Below are 22,449 nucleotides of genomic sequence, written 5' to 3' on the forward strand. Positions count from 1 at the left end.
TTTATATTTTTTTACTACTTAATACAACTCCGCTCACTACATATAAGATAGATGCAATATAAAAAATGGTACCAATCGTAAAGAAATCTACTAAATATCCCGTTGCAATAATTGCTACTGCTCCTCCAATCGATGTCCACACATGATATTTTCCAATCTCATAACCAGCATTTTCTTGCACAACCTTTCGTGCTAACGATGTCTTCTCCGTATTACGCTGCACAGCCCCTAAAATACCCATTAGAATTTGAAGAATGTATACATGCCAGACTTCCGTGGCGATCGGAAAACAAAGCATTAATATCGCCATAGACCAAGCATATATAATTAATAATTTTTGATCGCCTACTCGATCAGACATCTTTCCTACTAACGGATATACAAGTGCTGAAGTTAAAGCAAATAAGCCATACGCCCAACCAAACTGTGAGAAACTATTTCCAACATTCCGAAGCAATAATATATAAAAGGGAAATACCATACTTCCCGCCATCATAATGATACTTTGTGAGGCTACAAATCTTCTATATGTCATTTCGTATACTCCCTATAAAATAAATTCACAAATCTCTCTTCTGGATCTACTTCCTTCTTCTTCTGAAGAAATTCTTCTATACGAGGATATGCTTTCTTTAGCTGTTCTTTCGTTGGGTAAGAATAATACGGTAAATAATAACTACCATTATGCTTTAAAGTAACATCGATCATCTTCCGAATGACACCTTCTGTTTTCTTTATCTCTCTCTCAGAGCGTCCCTGATTAATTAAAAGAACTAGTGCAAACATATCATCTTTCGCATAGGATAAAACTGCATTTTCATTCTTTTCCACGTAACGAATCGTAATGTTGAGCAAATTCAGCTCTTCTTTAGTTAATGTGTTACGTAAATCATCTATGTATTTTGTGAAAGAATCTACGGGCACAAAGTATTCTTGTAACACTTCTGTCCTATTCGGATTTTCATATTCCATAAAAGCACTATCTGACCTCATAACATTATTTCGCGTCTCATACTTTCCATCTGTACGTTCAAAATAATTTCTTTGTATATCCCAAAACGTATTCTTTCCCCAGTCGCTATAACGCGATAACCCAAGCAAAAATTTCGGTGCAGCTATAATATTTTCTTCCTTTAATTCACTGTACTCTTCCCTCATATTTTGATTTTGTGCCACTGTATAATCTGTCACATACATCTCTTTTAAAAATGAGTTTGGAGCAACAGAAATACGCGCTAAGTGCATACGAACATTTTCATCTTTTTTCACTTTTTCTTTGAAATAAGATGCGTATTCTTTATAATCTAGCATTCTTGTGTGCGTTTCATATAATTCATCATCCGTTAACTTTAACGTCACATCTAAAATAACACCAAATAACCCGTAACCACCAATGACATATGGAAATAACTCCGTATTCTCTTTTCTGCTTACATTGCGTACAGTACCATCTGCCATTAATAGTCGAAAGGATTCGACCGTATCAATCAATGCTTCATGACGAATATCACGCCCATGTACATTTACACTTAATGAACCACCAACAGTAAAAATATTTTGAGATTGCATCACTTGAACCGCAAGACCATATGGATTGATTTTCTTTTGAATGTCATTCCAGGTGACACCGCCTTGCACCCTAATCCTCTTCTTCTCCGCATCGAATTCTAATATTTTATTATACCCTTTCATATCAAGCATCGTACCGTTCGGATAATACGTCTGACCGCCTTGACTATGCTGCATACCCGCAATCGAAATTTTCTCTCCTGAAACTTTTGCATCTTGCACTAATTTTATTAACGAGTGCTCATCCGTAGCACTTTCAACACGTTTAATCTTTGTCGGGAGCAATTTACCGACATCACTCATCATAGGATGATCGAGTTGTTTTTTATACGTATGTACAGACGCCGCTAACAAAACGGTATACGCTACAATGACAACTACTATCTTTCTTTTTTTCAAATGACACTCTCCTTGTTTGAATTTCTTTCACTACATATTGTACATATTTTTCTAAGAAGAAAATATGTTAGTAACGAAAAAAGAGAGATACCCTTGCTCTTTTAGGCATCTCTCTTCAAATCAATTAATTCGTTACTGGCAACTGTATGGGATCAAATTTTTCATATGATGTATATTTTATATCCGTCATAATTTTTGCTTTCTCCTTACTATTTCTACTCACAACTATATCCAATTTTAATGATTCATATTTAAAATCTTTTGTGATCATATATTCTGCATCTATCTCTTCTACCTTTGCATTTTGTGCTTCTAATGCTTTCTTCTGCGTTTCACCTATACTACCTAAAATACTCTCTGCATCTTTTCCTTTTAACCTGACCTTTAATTTATATTTGTCTCCACTTTTTTCCATCTTCATTTTTTGTACAATTTCTGGTGGGATTTCTACATTCTCTTTCACACTCTTGGCTGCATTCATCCCACTAATATTTAATTTCTCTTCTGGTATAGATATAACTTCACCTGTATTAGGATTCTTCACTTGACCAACAATTTTATCATTTACACCATAAATGATAATATCCGTACCCGAAACATTCATTTCAGCACGAGAACTCTTTGTTTTCAGCTCTATTTGTATTTTAGCCTTCATTATACTCAGTTCTTGTCCATCAGCCTTTATATCCATATCCTGCATCACCGTTACATACTCTTCATTTTTTAAGTTCTCATACGCCTTATTAAAAACATCTTTTGCGGCTAAATCCTTCTCTTTCTTTACTGATGCCGTTTTGGGTTCACCCGTCTTCGATACTTTATCACTACTACACCCTACCCCTAAACCAATTGTAAGTAATAAACTAGAAGCTACTATAATTTTCTTCATAAAAATCCCCCTTTACCAAATAATACCACTTTTTTATCTTTTAAATCTATATGATTTCCAATGTCCTTATTTAAATTCAACTCTAAATAACAACATGTTTGATGAAAGGTTTAAATATGATGTAAATAAAAACAACGAAATTCGGGAGGTTATTATGAAAGCAATGATTTGCACAAAATATGGACCACCTAACGTTCTCCAGCTTCAAAATATAGAGAAACCTACACCTAAAAAGAACGAAGTATTAATTAAAATTCATGCAACAAGTGTATCGACTGGAGATTGTAGAATACGCGGCTTTAATAGTCCCCTCTTATTTTGGATTCCTATGCGGATCATATTAGGTTTCAGAAAACCGAGAAAACCTATACTCGGCGTAGAATTAGCTGGAGAAATTGAGGAAATTGGAACAGATGTAACCCAATTTAAAAAAGGAGATCCAATTTTTGCATTAACAGAACTAAACCTTGGTGGTTATGCCGAATACACATGTGTACATGAAAGTGGATTAATAGCATTAAAACCTACCAATGTGACGTATGAAGAAGCGGCAGTTATTTCTTTTGGCGGAACTTCAGCATTACATTTCCTGAGAAAGGGCCGTATAAAAAAAGGACAACAAGTGCTCATATATGGTGCCTCTGGATCAGTAGGAACAGCTGCCGTACAACTTGCTAAATATTTTGGTGCGACCGTTACGGCTGTTTGTAGTCATTCAAATTTTGAACTCGTGCAATCTTTAGGAGCTGATAAAATAATTGATTATACAAAAGAAGATTTTACTAAGCGGGGTGAACGCTACAATATTATATTTGATGCAGTTGGAAAACATAAAAAATCCCTTTGTGAAAAGGCATTAACACCTAATGGGAAATATGTATCTGTGAATGGAATGATGGCAAAAGTAAGTAAAGAAGATATGATTCTACTAAAAAAACTAACTGAAGCAGAACATTTAAAGCCTGTTATTGATAGAACTTACCGATTAGAAGAAATTACTGAAGCTCATATATATGTAGAAAAAGGGCATAAAAAAGGAAATGTTTCGATTACCTTAAAATAAAATATATTCAGAAAATAACATTGACAATTCTTTTTGTAAGATTTACTATTAGTAGCATATTAAAAAAACTACATACACATACTCTTATCAAGAGTGGCGGAGGGACTGGCCCGATGATGCCCGGCAACCGAGCTTATGACGTATAAGCTAAGGTGCTAATTCCTGCAAAACGAGCTTTCGTTTTGGAAGATAAGAGAGGAACCTATTTTGTCTATTCGGCACCTCTCTTATTTTTGAGAGGTGCTTTTTATTTTGGAACGTATATGAAGGGGGAACTATAGATGAAAAAAGTATTATTGAGCATTGTAAGTGGAGCGGTATTATTATTAGGCGCATGTAGCGGGGGTTCAGATAAAGAAGTAAAAGCGTTAGATGAGAAAAAGATTACTGTCGGTGTAACAGGCGGTCCGCATGAACAAATTTTTGAAAAGGTAAAAGAAGTTGCCGCAAAAGACGGTCTCGAAATTGATGTAAAAGTATTTAATGATTATGTAGCACCAAACGTATCCCTAGATGAAAAAAGCCTCGATGTAAATAGCTATCAAACGAAATCATATTTAGACGTATTTAAAGCTGAACGTAATATGAAATTAACTGAAGTATTTTCAACAGTAACATTCCCTATGGGTGTATATTCGAAAAGCTTAAAAGATGTAAAGGATTTAAAAGAGGGCGACGCAATTGCTGTACCAAATGATCCAACAAATGAACTTCGAGCTTTAAAGCTATTTGAAAAAGCCGGTGTTTTAAAAGTAGATCCAAAGGCTACAGAAAAAGCGACTGCGAAAGATGTAATTGAAAATCCAAAAAACTTAAAGATTGTTGAATTAGAGGCATCTCAATTACCGACACAACTAAGTGAAGTAAAAGCAGCTGCGATTAATACAAACTTTGCATTAGGTGCAAAATTAAGCCCTGCGAAAGATTCTATCTTCCGTGAAGGAAAAGATTCACCATATGTGAACTGGGTCGTTGTTCGTACTGAAAATAAAGATGATGCTGTTGTAAATAAATTAAAGAAAGCTTATCAATCTAAAGAAGTGAAAGAATTTATCGAGAAAAAATTTGATGGTTCTGTTTTACCGTCTTGGTAGGAGCTGACGATAATGATTGAATTAAAAAATGTATCCAAAGTATTCACAACAAAAAAAGGGAATGTGGAAGCTCTTAAACCTACCTCCCTTCAAGTAAAAAAGGGCGAAGTATTTGGAATCATTGGATATAGTGGTGCTGGTAAAAGTACATTAATTCGATGTGTAAATTTATTAGAAAAGCCAACGACAGGAAATATCATTGTAAACAACCAAGACTTAACAACTTTATCAGCAAAAGAACTCGCAAAAGCGCGACAAAAAATCGGAATGATCTTTCAAGGATTCAATTTACTTAAAACCGTGACAGTTTATGAAAATATCGCATTACCTTTACGCCTTGCTGGCATTCCCAAAGTAGAAATTGAAAAAAGGGTAGAAAAATACTTACGTATTGTCGATCTTTTCAATCGAAAAGATGCCTATCCGAGTGAACTTTCTGGTGGCCAAAAGCAGCGTGTTGCCATTGCACGCGCACTATCACACGAACCTGAAGTGTTATTAAGCGACGAAGCAACAAGCGCTTTAGATCCGGAAACAACCGATTCTATCCTTGACTTATTATTAAAAATCAATGAAGAAATCGGGATCACAATTTTATTAATTACACATGAAATGAATGTCATCCAGCGTATATGTGACCGAGTTGCTGTTATGGAACATGGAGCAGTAATCGAAAGTGGAACTGTGAAAGATATTTTCACCAACCCACAACATATAACAACGAAGAAATTCGTAAATAGTGCATTTGCAGCTAGAATTCCAGAAGAGGTACAAAAAGAACTACAAAGAACCGGAGAAATCGTAACACTTTCATTTATAGGAACTTCTTCTGGCGAACCAGCGTTAGCTATTGCTACAAAACGTTTTCAAGTGTATCCAAATATTTTATCCGGTAACATTACACAGTTAAAACATGAAGCATATGGGAAACTGGTCATTCATATGCAGGGTGAAAAAAATGAAGTAGACCGCGCTTTATCATTTTTACAAGAACAAGGGATCATCGTAGAAGGAGGTAGAACAGATTATGGGAAACAAGTCCTTTTTGGATGAATGGGGTAAAGTCATATGGGAAGCAACCATTCAAACATTTCAAATGACATCTATTTCACTATTCATCTCTATCCTTATTGCATTACCACTTGGCGTCACACTTGTTTTAACGAGACCTGGTGGGCAGCACGAAAATAAAATCATTTATCCGATTCTTAATACAATTATTAATATCATTCGCTCTCTTCCATTTATCATTCTATTATTCTTCATTTTACCTTTTACAAAGTTTCTAATGGGAACATCCATTGGCGTGCAAGGTGTCATCGTACCACTTGTCGTATTCACAGCACCTTACATTGCACGATTAATGGAGACAGCTTTATTAGAGGTGGACCGTGGTGTTATTGAAGCTTACCAAGCAATGGGCATTTCTACTATAAAAATTATTTGGCACGTTATGGTGAAAGAAGCTCGTCCCTCCCTTGTACTTGGCTTAACAATTGCAACAATCGGCTTAATCGGTGCAACAGCAATGGCTGGACTTGTAGGGGCTGGCGGGCTAGGGGACTTAGCATATCGATTCGGACACTTACGCTACGAACCTGAAGTAATGTATGCAACCGTCTTTATTTTAATTATCCTCGTTCAAGGGTTACAGTCTTTAGGGAATGGTGTTGCACGAAGATTGAAGAAAGATTAAAAAAGAGGGCATCTCACCGAAATGAGATACCTTCTTTTTATCCCGCATTAACGGGCGGTAAGACCCTCGCCTCAAAATTCAGCGGGAGCAAAGAAGTTAGGTGGGGGATCAACTGCCCTTAAAAGTCCGATTGGTGAAGGCTAATAATCAGTGGGGGATGAAAAAACCCCCCACTAATTAAAGTTTCACTTTATCTTTTAAATCCGCCTTCTGAATGAATAACTTGTCCTGTAATCCATTTTGCTTCTTCACTTACTAAAAACTTAATAAGCCTCGCTGCATCCTTTGGCTCACCAATTCTGCCGAAAGGAAACATTGGTTTTAATCCTTGCTTTATCTCTTCAGTCATCCACCCTGTACTAGTTGGACCTGGATTAATTGCATTCACTGTTATTCCTAAATGGGCTACTTCCGCTGACAACGTACTAGTAAGAGCGTCAATAGCTCCCTTCGTTGTTGCATACGCCAGTTCTCCAGCCATAGGCCCTTGAAATTGACCTGAAGTCATATTCACAATTCTACCACCAGATTTCTTATCAAATCCTCGGGCAAATTGGCTACTTAACAATGTAGCCGCACGAATATTTACCATGTAATGCTTATCCAATTCTTCAGCAGTCAAATTAGAGAAATCATTATTTGTAGAATACGCTGCATTATTAATTAATATATGAGGGTATCCTAGTTGTTCAGTAACTTTATTTATAAGCTCTTTCGGTGCATCATTCCGAGTTAAATCTAACTCCATGCTCGATACTTTCACACCGTTTTTTAGTAACTCTTTTTTTAATTGTATTTGTTCACTTTGATCGACGCCCCAAGGCATCTCTTTATCGTAAGCTGTCCAATACGTAAAAAATATATCGTATCCTGCTTCAGCTAACTCTTTACAAATCGCTGCGCCTATACCATCTAAACGACTTACACCTGTAACAATTGCTACTTTATGTTTTAATTGATTCATCATATACTCCTCCAATTTTAAAGGACGCATATTTTATATAAGAGATATAAATTTCCCCACATAGGTATCTATCCTTACAAAGGGGATGTACAAGCCAAATATGCAGTCCTTGAATGATTTACAGATAGCTAAATAACCCCTCACTTATGAGAGAAAAATTCATCTATCTAATTTCTAATCATTACAAGTTCGTACACATATTGAATCCTTGTCTCCTTTCCATATATCTCTATTTTTATTATAGCAATATGACAAAACATTTTAAATAATATAAAAGAAAATACAACAGAAAAACAGGCAATGGGAAAAATACTGCCCATCGCCTGTTTTTAATTGGAATACCTAATATATAACTTTCGTCTTAACGGTTTAATTTTTATCCTTCTTATATACCATGTAACTAGGCTCATTATAAACCCACTCATCTGTACCAATTCTTAGCCAGCCATTCTTTTCTTCGTATACTGTAGCTTTTTCACCTTTGCTTGCTTTTCTAACAACAGAGTAGCTAGCACCTGCTCCGCTGCGAACATTTACCCCAATTCCATTAATTTCAACTGTACCAATTCCTTTTTGAACACTACCAGTTTCAATTACTTGAAGCATGTTTAAAATGAATGCTGCTGTTTCACCACGAGTCGTCGTTCCTTTAGGCACATACAGATTATCTCCCATACCTTTTACAATACCCAAACCGTATAATCTTTGTACTGCTTCTTTATAGATAATTTGATCTTTATCTGCAAATGGTAAGTTTGCCAATGGTCCATTTATTTTTTTATACTGTAAAGCTTTATTTACAATAACTGCAGCTTCTTCTCTTGTAATAGGTGTGTTAGGGTCAAAATTACCGTCTCCTCTACCAGAAATGATGCCTGCACTTGCAGTACGTTTAATACCATCTCGTAAAGTTGGATTTACATCATTTAAATCTTTAAACGTTGCATCTCCAGCTGGAAGACTTAGAGAATTAGAGATTAATTGAGCAAACTCAGCTCTTGTTACAGATCTATTAGGCGCAAAAATACCGTTTCCTTCTCCGACCATAATACCTCTTCTATTCAAATCACGAATAGCTGGCTCATACCAACCTCCTGTTATATCGTCTGTTGGTTGATAAAATTTATTATAATACCCTTCAACACCATTTACGAATGGAACCCATTGTCCACTGTTAATCATAATAGCAGGACAGTTTTTACCACTCCATTTTTGATGTTTTACGACATTATTTAATGGTACACCTGTTTCTTTCATTAAATAAGCTGCAAGTTTCTTAGCGTTATCTACTGCCTTATTATAGTCACCATCACTGTTAACTGCAATTTCAATGGCAATAGATTCTCTATTACCTGGTCCATCACCGTCTCCTGCGTGCCATCCGTTTTCGTTTAATGGTAAGTGTTGATAAATCTCTTTATCATCTACTGTAAAGTGCCATGATGCAGCTCGATCTGTTTGTCCTACTGCTTGGTTATATAAGTATTGAGCGTGGTTTTTAGCTCCTGCTCCTACACTTTTATTGTCAGTCTCGTGAATTGTAATATACTTTGGAATCATGTGGTTTTGAGGACGAATATTCTCATTACCAGTCGGAACAATCCATTCAGTAAATGGAACGCCATTTATAGTACTAGAAACTTTAGGTGCTGAAAAAGAAAGACTACGTTTTGTTCTATTTGAATTGTTAGGAACCGTTAATGTACCTGTTTCTTCATACATACCTTCTGAACCTTGAAGACTGTCCACTTTCTTATTATCGACAGTACCTCCACCACGTCCATCTACTCCTTGAAAACTTTCTTCAATGCTTTTTAAAGCTTGTTCGTCTGATACCTGAAGTTGACCTGTTTCACCTTGTACCAGGGCACTTATAGATTGATAGTTATTTACTGATTGTTGTTCCTCTGCGAACGATACCACAGATGAAGATAATACCGTTAATCCTGCTGTTAATGCTACTACCTTTTTATGAAATGTAATACTCATGTTTAATTTGATATATCTCGCTATTTTAGATATATCTTCCTCCTTTAATAGACTTATAAAAATTAGCGAAAAAAACCTTTAAAATACCCTTTTGAATGTCGAAAACAATACTTAACATTTTACTCGATATCCCGTTTGTTTTCTATGAAATCTCTAAATTCTTTAAAAATCCTGACAACAAATAAAAAAGAATTCCTATTTTTAGAAATCCTTTTTTGCTACACCTCTAGGTATGAGTTTACTAATATGCTAGATATTAATTAATTTTACATAGTATTACAGTTCTTAACTAGGTTAATCAAACCAATATGAATAACTCTAAATAACAATTATAAAAAAGAGCATGTTTCAAAAAGATTAATTAAAACATACTCTTACTTTTTCCAAATTTAGACCTTTAGCGAACCACGAAATCCTCTAGCAGCATAGTATGAATCTGCTCCATTGTGATACACGAAAACGTGTCCGAAGCGATAATCGCAAAATAGAGCACCGCCGAGTTCTCGAATATCTGAAGGTGTTTGTACCCAGCTTGATGATTTCATGTCGAAATTCCCGAGCTGGTGCAACTCTCGATATTGTTCTTCCGTTAATAATTCAATGCCCATAGCAGTTGCCACATCAATAACATTATTTTCTGGTTTATGTTTTTTTCTTGACTCTAATGCTTCAAGATCATAACAAAGACTTCTGCGACCTTTAGGACTCTCCTTTGAACAATCATAGAAAGTATACTCGTCCTTCTCCTCATCATAACCAACAACATCCGGCTCACCGCCAGTTACTTCCATTTCATTAATTGACCATAGTTTTTCAGTATTAGTAGCCAGCTTTGCTTCAACTTTAGCCCATTCAAGACCTTCATGGCGGTTCATGTTTTTCTCAAAACGGGCTTGTAATACTTTTAATAGTTCTTCGCGTTGTTCTGCAGATAACTCATTTTTATTCTCCGTCATATTAATCCTCCGAATTACGTTTCCTTATAATCATTTAAATCTTTTCAATGATAGTTTGTATACAGTTTACAACGAAAAATCCCTGTACATATATCCATTATATAGTACGAAAACCTTTCATGCTTTCTCCAAGAATATAGTGTGAAAACCACATCAAGTTCTGCCTCATAATAGCTACTCTCATTCCTGGCTGATCCGAGCTATATGCCATTCCTTTAAATATAATTAATTCTGTATCAACTTCCATTTCTCTTAATCCTTCATATAGCTCATATGCATTTGTAGTTGGAATTCTTACATCCTTTTCTCCATGTTGAATTAACGTAGGCGTACAAGCTGATTTAATATATGTCATTGGTGATGTCTTCTTATATATCTCTGGATCATTCCATGGAGTATTTCCTAAATACATTCTAATAAAGTAAGGGATATCTGTATTTACATAATGGGTACTCAAGTTAGTAATTCCACCTCCAACTGAAATAGCTTTAAATCTACTACTAAATGTAGAACAGAAAGCTGATATATATCCTCCGTTACTCCATCCCATAACTCCTACTCTATCTTTATCTACAATCCCTTTTTCAACTAGTGCATCCACTCCAGATATAATATCATCATAATCAGCAAATCCTTGTTTTCTATAGTTTGCTTTTAAAAATTCATTACCATAACCAGAACTTCCTCTATAGTTTGGTTCTAAAACGATAAAGCCTTTTTCAACAAACTGTTCAATCGGATATTTCTCATTGAAGCAGTCTGAAAATATCGGAAAGGACGCCCAATTCGGACCACCATGGATTACTACTAATAAGGGATGTTTTTTATTTGCCTCAAACTCTACTGGGGTTGATAAAACACCTTCTATTTCAAGACCATCACTACTTCTCCATGAGATGATTTCCCTGTTACTTTTAAGCCTGCCTTCGAAAAAGCTATTTTCATTTGTTATTTTTTTATCATCCAAATAGATTTCAAAGGTTTCATTTGTTATAGCCTTAGTATATGTTATATGATTTCCATCCCTTGTTATAGAGGCATCCATTATAAATCCTTCTACTGTTTCGCTTAACATTTCCACAGTTCCATCCTCACATAGCAATCCAATACGGTAATTCGTTTTATCCTGCCACCTAATTAAAATCCCTTTAGCTGTCCACTGTAATGGCATAACCGTACTATCAAAATTTGTTAGAGGTTGAATTACCTCTCCCGTATTCATATCATATATCTCTAATGTACTATCTTGTATATGATTCCTATAGTAATCCTTCTCTCTTATGCTTGCTGCGTAACATATTTTATCGCCCTCGGGAGAAAAGCAGACGCTTGCTCCTAACAACTTATCCATATTCATTTTTTGTAGTTCTCCAGCTTCAACATCTAATATGTAGAGCTCACCATTCATATAATCGTTTAGGCTTGGTGTAGCCATACATACAACCTTTTTCCCATCATTTGAAATATCAAAGTTATGTATATAAAACTCCTTACCGTCCGTTAGTTGATAAACACTGCTAACCTTCCGTTCCCCTTTATCATTTTGTATCACTTTTTCTATTTCAACGTAGTATAAACAATTATTCCGATGTTCCTTACCTACATGGTGGAAATCTCCATATCGTTCCTTATGCTTCTTTATTTTCTCACATTCTTTTGACTGTGCAACATAATAAAAACCTTTACCCGTGGGATTCCATTTAAATGTACTGACACCTTCTTCCTCATCAGTCATTTGAACCTCACTACAACCATCTATTGATTTAACAAAGATCTGATTTGTATTAGCTCCGTCACTGCCTGGGCTAAGGTATGCAATAGTCTTAGAATCTGGAGACCATAATGGATGTGTACTATCTATATCCCCATTTGTTAGTGGATAACCCTGCCCTTTATCTTTCTCATATATCCATACATGATTTCTATACGTATTGTCATCCCAGTTAGCTGTCTTTTTTACAAATGCTACGTTTTTTCCATCATCACTTATATTTGCACTGGATACGACCGGTGATGAAATAATCTCTTCTATACTTAAATATGTTTTTGCTTTCACTTTCATTAATAAGCCCCCCTTGTAATGACCATGAATCTATCGTCTCTTCTCTTTATAATAAAGAGAATTGTTCACACATACTTAAAATGATAGCTGAAAATTCAAATAAATCAAAGTAGTTCTATTCCAACTCCAATAAAGTAAAACCTTCATTAGTAGGGTGCTATCCACTTACCAATTTTAGATGTTCTTTTTCAATACAAAAATACCCCTTTAGATACAATATCTAAAGGGGTACCGATTCATTTATTTATTAACCTACCAATCTCCTACTCAACCGTAACAGACTTAGCTAAGTTACGTGGCTTATCAACATCACACTCGCGATGAAGTGCTGCGTAGTATGAGATAAGTTGTAATGGAATAACTGCTACTAGTGGTGCTAGTGTTTCGTGTACAGCTGGTAATACGAAGCTGTCACCTTCCATTTCTAAGCCTTTCATTGAGATGATACATGGATTAGCTCCGCGTGCTACTACTTCTTTCACGTTACCACGAATTCCAAGGTTTACGTGCTTTTGTGTAGCAAGTGCGATAACTGGTGTACCATTTTCGATTAAGGCGATTGTACCGTGTTTTAACTCTCCTCCAGCAAATCCTTCTGCTTGGATGTAAGAGATTTCTTTTAGCTTTAACGCACCTTCTAATCCTACGTAGAAGTCTACGCTACGTCCGATGAAGAAACAGTTACGAGTTGTTGCTAAAAATTTCTTTGCTAATGCGTCCATTTCTTCTTTTTGATCACAAAGTACTACCATTGCGTTTGCTACAAGTCCTAGTTCGTGTGTTAAGTCAAAATCAAGAACTTCACCTTTTGCTTTAGCAATATCAGCTGCTAAAATTGAAAGTACTGCAAGCTGTGCTGTGTAAGCTTTCGTTGATGCCACTGCAATTTCTGGTCCCGCGTATAATGGAAGTGTATAATCAGCTTCACGAGAAAGCGTAGAACCAGGTACGTTTGTAATTGTTAATGCTTTATGACCCATTTCATTTGTTTGTACAAGTACTGCACGACTATCAGCTGTTTCACCACTTTGTGAAATGTAAATGAAGAATGGTCTTTCTGTTAATAATGGCATGTTATAAGAGAATTCACTTGCTACATGCACTTCAACTGGCATTTTTGCAAACTTCTCGATAAATTGTTTTCCAACAAGACCTGCATGATAACTTGTTCCACATGCAATGATGTAAATGCGATCACTATCTAAAATTGCGTTACGGATATCTTCATTCAATTCAATCTCGCCATTTTCATCTTGGTACTTTTGAATAATATTACGGATTACAAGTGGTTGCTCGTCGATTTCTTTAAGCATGAAATGAGGATACGTTCCTTTTTCAATATCACTTGCGTCTAATTCCGCTGTAAACGGTGCACGTTCAATCGTTTCACCTTGTAAGTTTTTAATTGTAATACTTTCTTTCGTTACAATTACGATTTCTTTATCCATTAATTCGATAAATTGATCTGTAACTTGTAACATCGCCATAGCGTCGCTCGCCACAACATTAAAGTTGTCACCAACACCTACTAATAGCGGGCTTTTGTTTTTAGCAACATAAATCATGTTTGGATTTTCAGCATCAAGTAATCCGATTGCATAAGAGCCATGTAAAAGAGATAGCGTATTACGGAACGCTTCTTCTACACTTAGTCCTGTGCTCACTTGTTGTTCCATAAGCTGTACGATAACCTCTGTATCTGTTTCACTTACGAACGTTACATCTTGTAAATATTCCTTTTTCACTAACTCATAGTTTTCAATTACACCATTATGAACTAGCGTAAAGCGTTTTGATGTACTTTGATGCGGATGCGCGTTTACTTTGCTTGGAACACCATGTGTAGCCCAGCGTGTGTGACCGATTCCCACGCTTGCTGCTACGTTCTCATCTACGATTTCGCGAAGTTTTGCAATACGACCTTTTTCTTTGTATACAACAACACCGTTCTCTGCTTGTACTGCAATACCTGCTGAATCATATCCACGATATTCTAGCTTTTCTAAACCTTTTAATAAAATTTCCTTTGCATCTTGCTCTCCAATAAATCCTACGATTCCACACATGTTTAGTCGCCGTTACAAATGCTTACATTGCTCTGCGAACATGTAACGACATAGTCCGATACCATTTTTATTTATACTAAAAAACGGATTACATATTGCTAGCCCTGTAAGCTTGTAACGGCTTTCACCTTCCTCTCGATTGGGTTTAAGTCCGTATATACTTATACAGCTAGTTTTCATCCGTTCCTTTTCTCTCATCACACTTTCACCTTTGTCCACTAAGTCACCTTAATGATTTAAGTAAAAGCTTGCGGTTGTGATGAACAACCGAGAGTCATCCGCCGAAATCTCGATAAACTCCACCTCGTCAACTACACTACTTGTAGTTCTGGCGCTTCTATAATTTACAATATTTCCTTTGAGAAAAAGAACAAGACCATCTTATAACAAACATGGATAAACCGTCAATGAAATTTTTTTCATCGTCTATAAAACATATGAAAAAGGAGCACTTATTGTGCTCCTTTTCAATAAATTTATCGAATTATTCAGCGCCAACTTCAGCTTTCACAACTTCTACAATGCGATGTACATATGCGTCACAAACTTCTTGTGTTGGTGCTTCTGCCATTACACGAATAAGTGGCTCTGTTCCAGATGGACGAACAAGAATGCGGCCATCACCGTTCATTTCTTCCTCTACAACACGAATAATTTCTTTAATTTTTTCGTTTTCTAATGCTAGTTTTTTATCTGTTACACGAACGTTTACTAGTAATTGTGGGAATTTGATCATCTCACCTGCAAGCTCAGATAGTGGTTTTTTCGTCATTTTCATGATGTTTACAAGTTGAAGTGCACTTAACATTCCATCACCAGTTGTAATGTAATCAAGTAAGATAATATGACCTGATTGTTCTCCACCCAGGTTATATCCACCACGCTTCATCTCTTCCATTACATAGCGATCGCCAACTGCTGTTTTATCACTTGTGATATTGTTAGCTTCTAGTGCTTTGTAGAAACCTAAGTTACTCATAACAGTTGAAACGACTGTATTATGCTTTAGTTGACCAGTTTCTTTCATGTACTTCGCACAAATAAACATAATTTGATCGCCATCAACGATGTTTCCTTTTTCATCTACAGCGATTAAACGGTCACCATCACCATCAAAGGCAAGACCGATATCAGCACCTTTTTCTTTTACTAATTCAGCTAATACTTCTGGATGTGTAGAACCTACTCCATCGTTAATATTCATACCGTTTGGTGAAGTTCCCATTGTTGAAATATCAGCTTCTAAATCAGCAAATAAGTACGGAGCTAAAGAAGACGTAGCACCATGCGCACAATCTAAAGCGATATGTAAACCAGAGAAATCTTCCTCTACAGTTTGTTTAATGTATTGTAAATATTTTTGTCCGCCTTCAAAATAATCACTCACTTGTCCTAGGTTAGTACCTGTTGGACGTGGTAATTCATCAACTTCTTTGTCTAATAAAGCTTCGATTTCTGCTTCTTGCTCATCAGTTAATTTAAAACCGTCTGAACCGAAGAATTTAATTCCGTTATCTTGTACTGGATTATGAGATGCAGAAATCATAACACCTGCTTGTGCATCTAACGCTTTTGTTAAATAAGCAACACCTGGTGTAGAAATAACACCAAGGCGCATTACTTCTGCTCCAGTTGATAATAGGCCTGCTACTAAAGCTCCTTCTAACATATGTCCTGATATACGTGTATCACGGCCGATAATTACTTTTGGACGATCTGTATCTTTTGTTAATACATAACCACCAAAACGTCCAATTTTGAACGCTAATTCAGGTGTTAACTCCTGGTTCGCAACCCCGCGTACTCCATCTGTACCAAAATATTTACCCATTATGATTCGCTCCTTTTTCTGGCTCTTTTTGATTATCTACTGTTGGCTCTTGATTAGTTTCTTTTTCTTTATTTTGTTCCTGTTCCTTTTCCGGATCAGGTTTAGGTTCAGGATTTTTTGGTTTTTCAGTTTGATTATCTTGGTTATTATTTGAATCTGGTTTTTCACCGTTACCCTGTACTTCTTTATCTGGATTTTCTTTCTTCACAATTGTGACTTTAGCACTTTTTTGTTTTGGCTCTATTGAAATATTACCAGGACCACTCACTTGAATAGAAACATCCTTCGTCCCCGGAGATACATTTTGCAAATTAATTGCTGCTGTTATTTGAGCAGCTGTTATTTTATCTACTATACTTGTTTCTCCTGAAATATCAACGCTTATCTTCCCATCTTGCGGCGAAAGTAGCTGGGCCGTAACATCTTTAGAAAGTCCATTTTTTTGAATCGATATACCATCAATCGTTCTTGTTTTCGTTTGTTTTGTTTTTTGCACTCCTACCGAAACCTTCACTTGATTCGGTTTTGCACTTGTTACACCCTTTGGCAATAAAACAGAGGTATCGAATGTTGTAGACTCTGTCAATTGACTAAGATCTACTTCGACCCCCTCTATCGATTGTATATTATCCAAGATATCTTTTGGACCTGCTATCGTTACTTCTCTCGGCTCAACGCTAATATTTGTAACGGCCAATCCTTCTGGTAAACTCCCCTTTTTCGTATACGTTACAGGAACAGTTTTTTCAGTATTATTGGCTGTAGCTTGCGTCGCCACATTCAATGTTACACTAATTTTAGATGGACTCGTTCTTACATTTAAATGTTTTCCTTCTTTATTGTATAATGTAACCTCGGCTGTTTTTGTAACAGTTTTATTAACACCCTTTAAATCAATATACGCCTTAGCAGATGAAATACTTTCAATTTCTTCTTTCGTCCCAACTACCTCAACAGTATCCGGTTTAATATTTGATTTTTCAAGAGTAGCACCCGCAGGCATCTGATCTTCATTTGATAATTTTAAGTCTACATGAACATATTTTCTCGCTTTTTCATGAAGAGTAATTTTAATTATTGATGGCTGAACTGTTCCTTTCACATCATCTGGAAGCCCGTTCGTTTTCAAAGAAACTTCATACGTTCCTTTTTCGCTATCTCTCAAATCAACTGGTATATCAAATTGTTTTTTTGCTTTTGCCGTAGCAACTGCTGCTTTTGGGCCCTCTAACTTCACCTTAACACCCTCTGACGGAATACCACTTACAATATATTTCTCTTCATCATACTTAAGATTAATTTCATAATTAGTTAATGTTTCTTTCGCATCATTTGCGAAAGGTAGTATCCCCGATGTCGTATTTTTTTCAGTTAAAGTCGCTGACATAAAAAGCATACACGCCAATAGTAATGAGATCCCTTTTAAAAACCAATGATTCTCCATTAACTTATCCATGACGCTTTCTCCTCCAATTCCATAAAGACGAAGAAGTCGTTTTTTCGTTTCCACTAAATTCAGCCAACAACATATCTTTCAGTTGTTCTGCCTTCAAATCACGATGCAACTTACCATTTTTCGTTAAAGAAATTTGGCCAGTTTCTTCCGACACAACTACAGTAATACTATCAGTGACTTCACTAACTCCCATTGCAGCACGATGCCTAGTTCCTAACTCCTTAGAGATAAATGGACTTTCCGATAACGGAAGATAACACGCTGCTGCTTTAATGGTACTTCCTTGCATAATTACTGCCCCATCGTGAAGAGGTGTATTAGGAATGAAAATATTAATAAGTAATTCCGATGATACGTTTGCATTTAGTGGAATACCCGTTTCCACATAATCACCCATACCGGTCTCTTTTGACAAAGTAATTAATGCACCAATTCTACGTTTTCCCATATATTCCGTTGCTTTCGCTATCGCTGTTGCAACGATTTCAGGTTCATCATCCTCATGAGTTCCAACACGCGAAAATAAACTCCCGCGTCCTAGCTGCTCAAGTGCTCTCCGCAATTCTGGCTGGAAAATAATAATAACGGCTAAAAATCCCCACGTTAATACTTGTTCCGTTAGCCAATATAGCGTATGCAATTCAAGGAAAATACTGATCATCCGAACGACAATAATAACTGTAATCCCTTTTAAAAGTTGAACAGCTTTCGTCCCACGGATTATGAGAATTAGCTTATATATAATAAACCATACAACGGCAATATCTAATACCGTACTAAGATATTTCAAAATGGTCGTATCTTCAAAAGGCATGCTAACCCTTCCTCCTACTTACGAGCAATTCTATCCATATATTGAAATATTGTTTTATGCTCTATCTGTATGTATTTCCAACAACTAGTTAATTATACCATACTTGAAACAAACAACAATTACAAACAACCCCCTTTAGCCTAAATTGGTAAGATGTCAAACATTCTTATCGTACAGTATAATATAAATCATTATTATACGCTTATTTTCAAATAAAAAAAGCAACTTCTCAGTTGCTTTTCTTACATTTATTTTAGTTTTTCACCGAATAAAGAACCCATTAAAGCAACCGCTGTTGTTGCCGTTCTATTTCGCTCATCTAAAATCGTATTTACCTCTACAAACTCAGCAGATGTAACAATATCAGCTTCCGCCAACATTTCCATTGCTAAATGGCTTTCACGATAAGATAGGCCACCAATTACAGGTGTTCCAACTCCTGGTGCATCATGAGGGTCAAGACCATCTAAATCTAATGATAAATGCACACCATCAGTATGAGATAAATACGCGATTGTTTCTTCCATAACAGCCGTCATACCCATACGATCAATCTCGTGCATAGAGAATACTTTAATACCTTCATTGCGAATAAAGTCTTTTTCGCCTTCATCTAATGCACGTGCACCGATAATTACAACATTCTCTTTTTTCACCTTTGGATATGCCCCGTATAAATCTACAAGTGAAGGATGCCCATACCCTAAACTTGCTGCGAGTGACATGCCATGAATATTTCCAGATGGTGAAGTTTCTTCTGTATTTAAGTCGCCATGTGCATCATACCAAATAACACCTAAATTTTTATAATGTTTCGCAACACCAGCTAATGTACCAATAGCAATACTATGGTCGCCACCTAATACAAGTGGAAAACGTCCTTCTTCTATAATATGATCCACCTTACTTGCTAATTCGTTACATACAGTTGCAACTTGTGTAAGGTTTCTTAAACTTGTATTTACATCTACTTCTTTTTCTCTCTCTATACATATATCTCCCATATCTTTAACGTCATATCCAATTTCTTCAATTCTTTCAATTACACCTGCATAACGGATTGCGCTCGGCCCCATATCAACTCCACGACGCATCTGCCCTAAGTCCATTGGAACTCCAATAACTGAGATTTCTTTTTTCATAGATAGTATCCCCCTTTTGTGCCTTCACTAAATATTTTAAATCTTTTATATAGTCTGACTCAACTCGACATTTTTCTGTATGGATATACAAATTATTCACTTATATTCGCTTTAAAATCCAAATGTTAAGACTATTCTATGTATAAAGTTAACCTAATGAAACAATTTTCATCATTATTATTAAATAATAATAAAAAACACTCCTACATTTAGAAGTGTTTTTCTGATGCTATTTTCCACAATGCTGCAATATTCTTTGCTGTCATTTCAATATTCTCTTCTGCTACTTTATATGCCTCTTCTAATGTCATCGGACTCGCTGTAATACTAAATACTGCATCAATTCCTTTTTCATGAACAGCCGGATAATTCGGAGATACAGATCCTCCAATAGCAATCACCGGAATACGAAAAGGCTTTGCACGCTCCGCAACACCTACAGGGGCCTTTCCATATGCTGTTTGTTCATCTATTCTCCCTTCGCCAGTTATAATTAAATCTGCACCTTCTATATGCTTATCAAAATTTGTATAATCTAATACAATTTCAATTCCTCTCCGCAAGTTTCCCTTTAACACTGCAATAACAGCTGCTCCCATTCCTCCTGCGGCTCCTGCACCAGGTATTTTAGATACGTCGCAAGATAAAGATTGGTTAAGGATATTCGCATAATGCTTTACATTCTCATCCAGCTCTTTCATCATCTCTGCGTTCGCACCCTTTTGTCTGCCAAATACGAAAGATGCTCCCCTTATCCCAACTAACGGATTATCTACATCACATGCTGCTTCTATCTTTATATGCGTTAAGCGTGAATCCATTCGCGAAAAATCAATAGCGACAATCGAATGTAACGTGCCTCCAGATGGCTCTATTACTTCCCCTTCTTCATTTATAAACCTGACTCCTAAAGCTGACAACATACCTGCTCCGCCATCATTTGTAGCACTTCCTCCAAGTCCTAAAATAATGTGCTCAGCTCCTTCGTCTAGCGCATGTAGTATAAGTTCTCCTGTTCCTTTAGTCGTTGTAATAAGTGGGTTTCGCTTTTTAACCGGAACATGTTGTAATCCTGATGCTGCTGCCATTTCAATAAACGCTGTCTTTTTATCTTTAGACATACCGTAAAAGGCTTGTACACGTTCTCTAAGCGGCCCTGTCACTTGAAGTGATATCATTCTTCCACCTGTAGCATCCACAAGCGAATCAACCGTTCCTTCTCCCCCATCCCCAATTGGTATTTTTACATACTCTGCTTTAGGGAAAATCGCTCCAAAACCTCTTTCAATAGCTTCACATACTTCTATAGCTTTTAAGCTTTCTTTATATGAATCAGATGCAATAACAACTTTCACAATTATCCCCCATCCTTTCTTTTTACATTTTCTTCATTTTAAACGACAAGTATGAAAGTTGTCTTTTTAAATACAAAAAAAGCTTACATCATATGATGTAAGCTTTTTTATTTAGATGGAGCCTAGCGGGATCGAACCGCTGACCTCCTGCGTGCAAGGCAGGCGCTCTCCCAGCTGAGCTAAGGCCCCTTAGTAATTAAGCGGAAGACGGGATTCGAACCCGCGACCCCAACCTTGGCAAGGTTGTATTCTACCACTGAACTACTTCCGCGAAAATGGTGAGCCATGAAGGATTCGAACCTTCGACCCTCTGATTAAAAGTCAGATGCTCTACCAACTGAGCTAATGGCTCGTAAATGGCTGGGCTAGCTGGATTCGAACCAGCGCATGACGGAGTCAAAGTCCGTTGCCTTACCGCTTGGCTATAGCCCATTAATATTTACTAGTATGGTTATCTTTTCAAAAAAATAAACCCTCTCAGGTTATTTTAAAGAAAATGGTGGAGGGGGGCAGATTCGAACTGCCGAACCCGAAGGAGCGGATTTACAGTCCGCCGCGTTTAGCCACTTCGCTACCCCTCCGACATTTAAAATATATATGGTGGAGGATGACGGGATCGAACCGCCGACCCCCTGCTTGTAAGGCAGGTGCTCTCCCAGCTGAGCTAATCCTCCAAAAGTGGTGACCCGTACGGGATTCGAACCCGTGTTACCGCCGTGAAAGGGCGGTGTCTTAACCACTTGACCAACGGGCCAAAAATTTTAAAACTCTTCCCAAGCTTCCAACCGGGCTTGAACCGGTGACCTCTTCCTTACCATGGAAGTGCTCTACCAGCTGAGCTATGGAAGCATAATGGCTCCGCAGGTAGGACTCGAACCTACGACCGATCGGTTAACAGCCGATAGCTCTACCACTGAGCTACTGCGGAATAATAATAGCCTGGCAACGTCCTACTCTCACAGGGACAAGGTCCCAACTACCATCGGCGCTAGAGAGCTTAACTTCCGTGTTCGGTATGGGAACGGGTGTGACCTCTCTGCCATCATTACCAGACTTTTATCATTATAAACATTTCTTTCGAAATATCAAGAAGAAAATTATATA

18 protein-coding genes, 9 tRNA genes, 1 rRNA gene and 1 riboswitch are annotated in these 22,449 nt (G+C 36.7%); of the genes, 4 read left to right on the forward strand and 24 right to left on the reverse strand.

Annotation, left to right across the window (positions count from 1 at the left end):
* Position 1: 1 nt before the first annotated feature.
* From ACXY7N_RS25100 to ACXY7N_RS25110, 3 genes are all read right to left on the reverse strand, one after another.
* Positions 2-535, reverse strand: a complete 534-nt coding sequence (locus ACXY7N_RS25100) for an MFS transporter (RefSeq protein ID WP_016089645.1) — start codon at positions 533-535, stop codon at positions 2-4.
* Positions 532-1,968 carry an FAD-binding oxidoreductase gene (locus tag ACXY7N_RS25105; RefSeq protein ID WP_088083159.1) on the reverse strand — a complete coding sequence of 479 codons (1,437 nt, stop codon included), beginning with the start codon at positions 1,966-1,968 and terminating at the stop codon, positions 532-534. The genes ACXY7N_RS25100 and ACXY7N_RS25105 overlap by 4 nt, the downstream gene beginning before the upstream one ends.
* Before the next feature lie 124 nt (positions 1,969-2,092).
* The gene (locus ACXY7N_RS25110; RefSeq protein WP_016089647.1) at positions 2,093-2,857 is read right to left on the reverse strand and encodes a hypothetical protein; all 765 of its coding nucleotides are present in this window, start codon (positions 2,855-2,857) and stop codon (positions 2,093-2,095) included.
* Between the two features lie 154 nt (positions 2,858-3,011).
* Between ACXY7N_RS25110 and ACXY7N_RS25115 the strand changes: the two genes are divergently transcribed.
* The 4 genes from ACXY7N_RS25115 (at position 3,012) to ACXY7N_RS25130 (ending at position 6,710) form a co-directional block, all read left to right on the forward strand.
* A complete protein-coding gene (locus tag ACXY7N_RS25115; RefSeq protein WP_016089648.1) occupies positions 3,012-3,920 on the forward strand; it encodes an NAD(P)-dependent alcohol dehydrogenase in 909 nt (302 codons plus the stop codon).
* Positions 3,921-4,001: 81 nt separating this feature from the next.
* A riboswitch (SAM riboswitch) is annotated at positions 4,002-4,116 on the forward strand.
* An 85-nt stretch (positions 4,117-4,201) separates the two neighbouring features.
* On the forward strand, positions 4,202-5,014 hold the full coding sequence (locus tag ACXY7N_RS25120; RefSeq protein WP_016089649.1) for a MetQ/NlpA family ABC transporter substrate-binding protein: 813 nt from the start codon (positions 4,202-4,204) through the stop codon (positions 5,012-5,014).
* A 12-nt stretch (positions 5,015-5,026) separates the two neighbouring features.
* On the forward strand, positions 5,027-6,067 hold the full coding sequence (locus ACXY7N_RS25125) for a methionine ABC transporter ATP-binding protein (protein ID WP_016089650.1): 1,041 nt from the start codon (positions 5,027-5,029) through the stop codon (positions 6,065-6,067).
* A complete protein-coding gene (locus tag ACXY7N_RS25130; protein ID WP_016089651.1) occupies positions 6,042-6,710 on the forward strand; it encodes a methionine ABC transporter permease in 669 nt (222 codons plus the stop codon). The genes ACXY7N_RS25125 and ACXY7N_RS25130 overlap by 26 nt, the downstream gene beginning before the upstream one ends.
* A gap of 190 nt (positions 6,711-6,900) precedes the next feature.
* Here ACXY7N_RS25130 and ACXY7N_RS25135 read toward each other — a convergent pair whose 3' ends face one another.
* The 21 genes from ACXY7N_RS25135 to rrf form a co-directional block, all read right to left on the reverse strand.
* A complete protein-coding gene (locus tag ACXY7N_RS25135) occupies positions 6,901-7,677 on the reverse strand; it encodes an SDR family oxidoreductase (protein WP_016089652.1) in 777 nt (258 codons plus the stop codon).
* Between the two features lie 366 nt (positions 7,678-8,043).
* The gene (locus ACXY7N_RS25140) at positions 8,044-9,663 is read right to left on the reverse strand and encodes an S-layer homology domain-containing protein (RefSeq protein ID WP_488592674.1); all 1,620 of its coding nucleotides are present in this window, start codon (positions 9,661-9,663) and stop codon (positions 8,044-8,046) included.
* A 389-nt stretch (positions 9,664-10,052) separates the two neighbouring features.
* Positions 10,053-10,619, reverse strand: a complete 567-nt coding sequence (locus ACXY7N_RS25145; RefSeq protein WP_016089654.1) for a DUF4256 domain-containing protein — start codon at positions 10,617-10,619, stop codon at positions 10,053-10,055.
* 97 nt (positions 10,620-10,716) lie between these two features.
* Positions 10,717-12,681, reverse strand: coding sequence for a S9 family peptidase (locus ACXY7N_RS25150; RefSeq protein WP_016136988.1), 1,965 nt, complete (start codon positions 12,679-12,681; stop codon positions 10,717-10,719).
* A 263-nt stretch (positions 12,682-12,944) separates the two neighbouring features.
* Positions 12,945-14,747: a glutamine--fructose-6-phosphate transaminase (isomerizing) gene (gene glmS / locus ACXY7N_RS25155; protein ID WP_016089656.1), complete on the reverse strand. Its 1,803-nt coding sequence runs from the start codon at positions 14,745-14,747 to the stop codon at positions 12,945-12,947.
* Between the two features lie 12 nt (positions 14,748-14,759).
* The gene (locus ACXY7N_RS25160; RefSeq protein ID WP_033659100.1) at positions 14,760-14,945 is read right to left on the reverse strand and encodes a hypothetical protein; all 186 of its coding nucleotides are present in this window, start codon (positions 14,943-14,945) and stop codon (positions 14,760-14,762) included.
* A gap of 286 nt (positions 14,946-15,231) precedes the next feature.
* Positions 15,232-16,578, reverse strand: coding sequence for a phosphoglucosamine mutase (glmM, locus tag ACXY7N_RS25165; RefSeq protein WP_016089657.1), 1,347 nt, complete (start codon positions 16,576-16,578; stop codon positions 15,232-15,234).
* On the reverse strand, positions 16,571-18,034 hold the full coding sequence (locus tag ACXY7N_RS25170) for a CdaR family protein (RefSeq protein ID WP_488592675.1): 1,464 nt from the start codon (positions 18,032-18,034) through the stop codon (positions 16,571-16,573). The genes glmM and ACXY7N_RS25170 overlap by 8 nt, the downstream gene beginning before the upstream one ends.
* The gene (gene cdaA / locus ACXY7N_RS25175) at positions 18,027-18,848 is read right to left on the reverse strand and encodes a diadenylate cyclase CdaA (protein ID WP_016089659.1); all 822 of its coding nucleotides are present in this window, start codon (positions 18,846-18,848) and stop codon (positions 18,027-18,029) included. The genes ACXY7N_RS25170 and cdaA overlap by 8 nt, the downstream gene beginning before the upstream one ends.
* A 248-nt stretch (positions 18,849-19,096) precedes the next feature.
* Positions 19,097-19,990 (reverse strand): arginase, encoded by an 894-nt coding sequence (gene rocF, locus ACXY7N_RS25180; RefSeq protein ID WP_016089660.1) that lies wholly within the window; start codon positions 19,988-19,990, stop codon positions 19,097-19,099.
* Positions 19,991-20,199: 209 nt separating this feature from the next.
* On the reverse strand, positions 20,200-21,345 hold the full coding sequence (locus ACXY7N_RS25185; RefSeq protein WP_016089661.1) for a glycerate kinase: 1,146 nt from the start codon (positions 21,343-21,345) through the stop codon (positions 20,200-20,202).
* Positions 21,346-21,461: 116 nt separating this feature from the next.
* Positions 21,462-21,534: transfer RNA gene (locus ACXY7N_RS25190), tRNA-Ala, on the reverse strand.
* 10 nt (positions 21,535-21,544) lie between these two features.
* Positions 21,545-21,616: transfer RNA gene (locus tag ACXY7N_RS25195), tRNA-Gly, on the reverse strand.
* A gap of 5 nt (positions 21,617-21,621) precedes the next feature.
* A tRNA-Lys gene (locus tag ACXY7N_RS25200) sits at positions 21,622-21,697 on the reverse strand.
* A 5-nt stretch (positions 21,698-21,702) separates the two neighbouring features.
* Positions 21,703-21,777, reverse strand: a tRNA-Gln gene (locus tag ACXY7N_RS25205).
* Positions 21,778-21,842: 65 nt separating this feature from the next.
* Positions 21,843-21,926, reverse strand: a tRNA-Tyr gene (locus ACXY7N_RS25210).
* Positions 21,927-21,943: 17 nt separating this feature from the next.
* Positions 21,944-22,019 (reverse strand) — tRNA-Val (locus ACXY7N_RS25215).
* Positions 22,020-22,024: 5 nt separating this feature from the next.
* Positions 22,025-22,099 (reverse strand) — tRNA-Glu (locus ACXY7N_RS25220).
* Between the two features lie 22 nt (positions 22,100-22,121).
* A tRNA-Thr gene (locus tag ACXY7N_RS25225) sits at positions 22,122-22,194 on the reverse strand.
* Between the two features lie 4 nt (positions 22,195-22,198).
* Positions 22,199-22,273: transfer RNA gene (locus ACXY7N_RS25230), tRNA-Asn, on the reverse strand.
* A gap of 9 nt (positions 22,274-22,282) precedes the next feature.
* Positions 22,283-22,398, reverse strand: a 5S ribosomal RNA gene (gene rrf / locus ACXY7N_RS25235).
* Positions 22,399-22,449 lie beyond the last annotated feature (51 nt).

The sequence above is a fragment of the Bacillus sp. 5w2 genome (genome assembly GCF_054353775.1).

What these genes read in the sequence shown, in the direction of transcription:
- ACXY7N_RS25135 (WP_016089652.1), bottom strand. Translation starts at nt 7,677, where the DNA reads ATGATGAATCAATTAAAACATAAAGTAGCAATTGTTACAGGTGTAAGT.
- cdaA (WP_016089659.1), bottom strand. Translation starts at nt 18,848, where the DNA reads ATGCCTTTTGAAGATACGACCATTTTGAAATATCTTAGTACGGTATTA.
- ACXY7N_RS25145 (WP_016089654.1), bottom strand. Translation starts at nt 10,619, where the DNA reads ATGACGGAGAATAAAAATGAGTTATCTGCAGAACAACGCGAAGAACTA.
- ACXY7N_RS25125 (WP_016089650.1), top strand. Translation starts at nt 5,027, where the DNA reads ATGATTGAATTAAAAAATGTATCCAAAGTATTCACAACAAAAAAAGGG.
- ACXY7N_RS25100 (WP_016089645.1), bottom strand. Translation starts at nt 535, where the DNA reads ATGACATATAGAAGATTTGTAGCCTCACAAAGTATCATTATGATGGCG.
- ACXY7N_RS25110 (WP_016089647.1), bottom strand. Translation starts at nt 2,857, where the DNA reads ATGAAGAAAATTATAGTAGCTTCTAGTTTATTACTTACAATTGGTTTA.
- ACXY7N_RS25120 (WP_016089649.1), top strand. Translation starts at nt 4,202, where the DNA reads ATGAAAAAAGTATTATTGAGCATTGTAAGTGGAGCGGTATTATTATTA.
- ACXY7N_RS25130 (WP_016089651.1), top strand. Translation starts at nt 6,042, where the DNA reads ATGGGAAACAAGTCCTTTTTGGATGAATGGGGTAAAGTCATATGGGAA.
- ACXY7N_RS25160 (WP_033659100.1), bottom strand. Translation starts at nt 14,945, where the DNA reads ATGAGAGAAAAGGAACGGATGAAAACTAGCTGTATAAGTATATACGGA.
- rocF (WP_016089660.1), bottom strand. Translation starts at nt 19,990, where the DNA reads ATGAAAAAAGAAATCTCAGTTATTGGAGTTCCAATGGACTTAGGGCAG.
- glmM (WP_016089657.1), bottom strand. Translation starts at nt 16,578, where the DNA reads ATGGGTAAATATTTTGGTACAGATGGAGTACGCGGGGTTGCGAACCAG.
- ACXY7N_RS25140 (WP_488592674.1), bottom strand. Translation starts at nt 9,663, where the DNA reads ATGAGTATTACATTTCATAAAAAGGTAGTAGCATTAACAGCAGGATTA.
- ACXY7N_RS25170 (WP_488592675.1), bottom strand. Translation starts at nt 18,034, where the DNA reads ATGGATAAGTTAATGGAGAATCATTGGTTTTTAAAAGGGATCTCATTA.
- ACXY7N_RS25150 (WP_016136988.1), bottom strand. Translation starts at nt 12,681, where the DNA reads ATGAAAGTGAAAGCAAAAACATATTTAAGTATAGAAGAGATTATTTCA.
- ACXY7N_RS25115 (WP_016089648.1), top strand. Translation starts at nt 3,012, where the DNA reads ATGAAAGCAATGATTTGCACAAAATATGGACCACCTAACGTTCTCCAG.
- glmS (WP_016089656.1), bottom strand. Translation starts at nt 14,747, where the DNA reads ATGTGTGGAATCGTAGGATTTATTGGAGAGCAAGATGCAAAGGAAATT.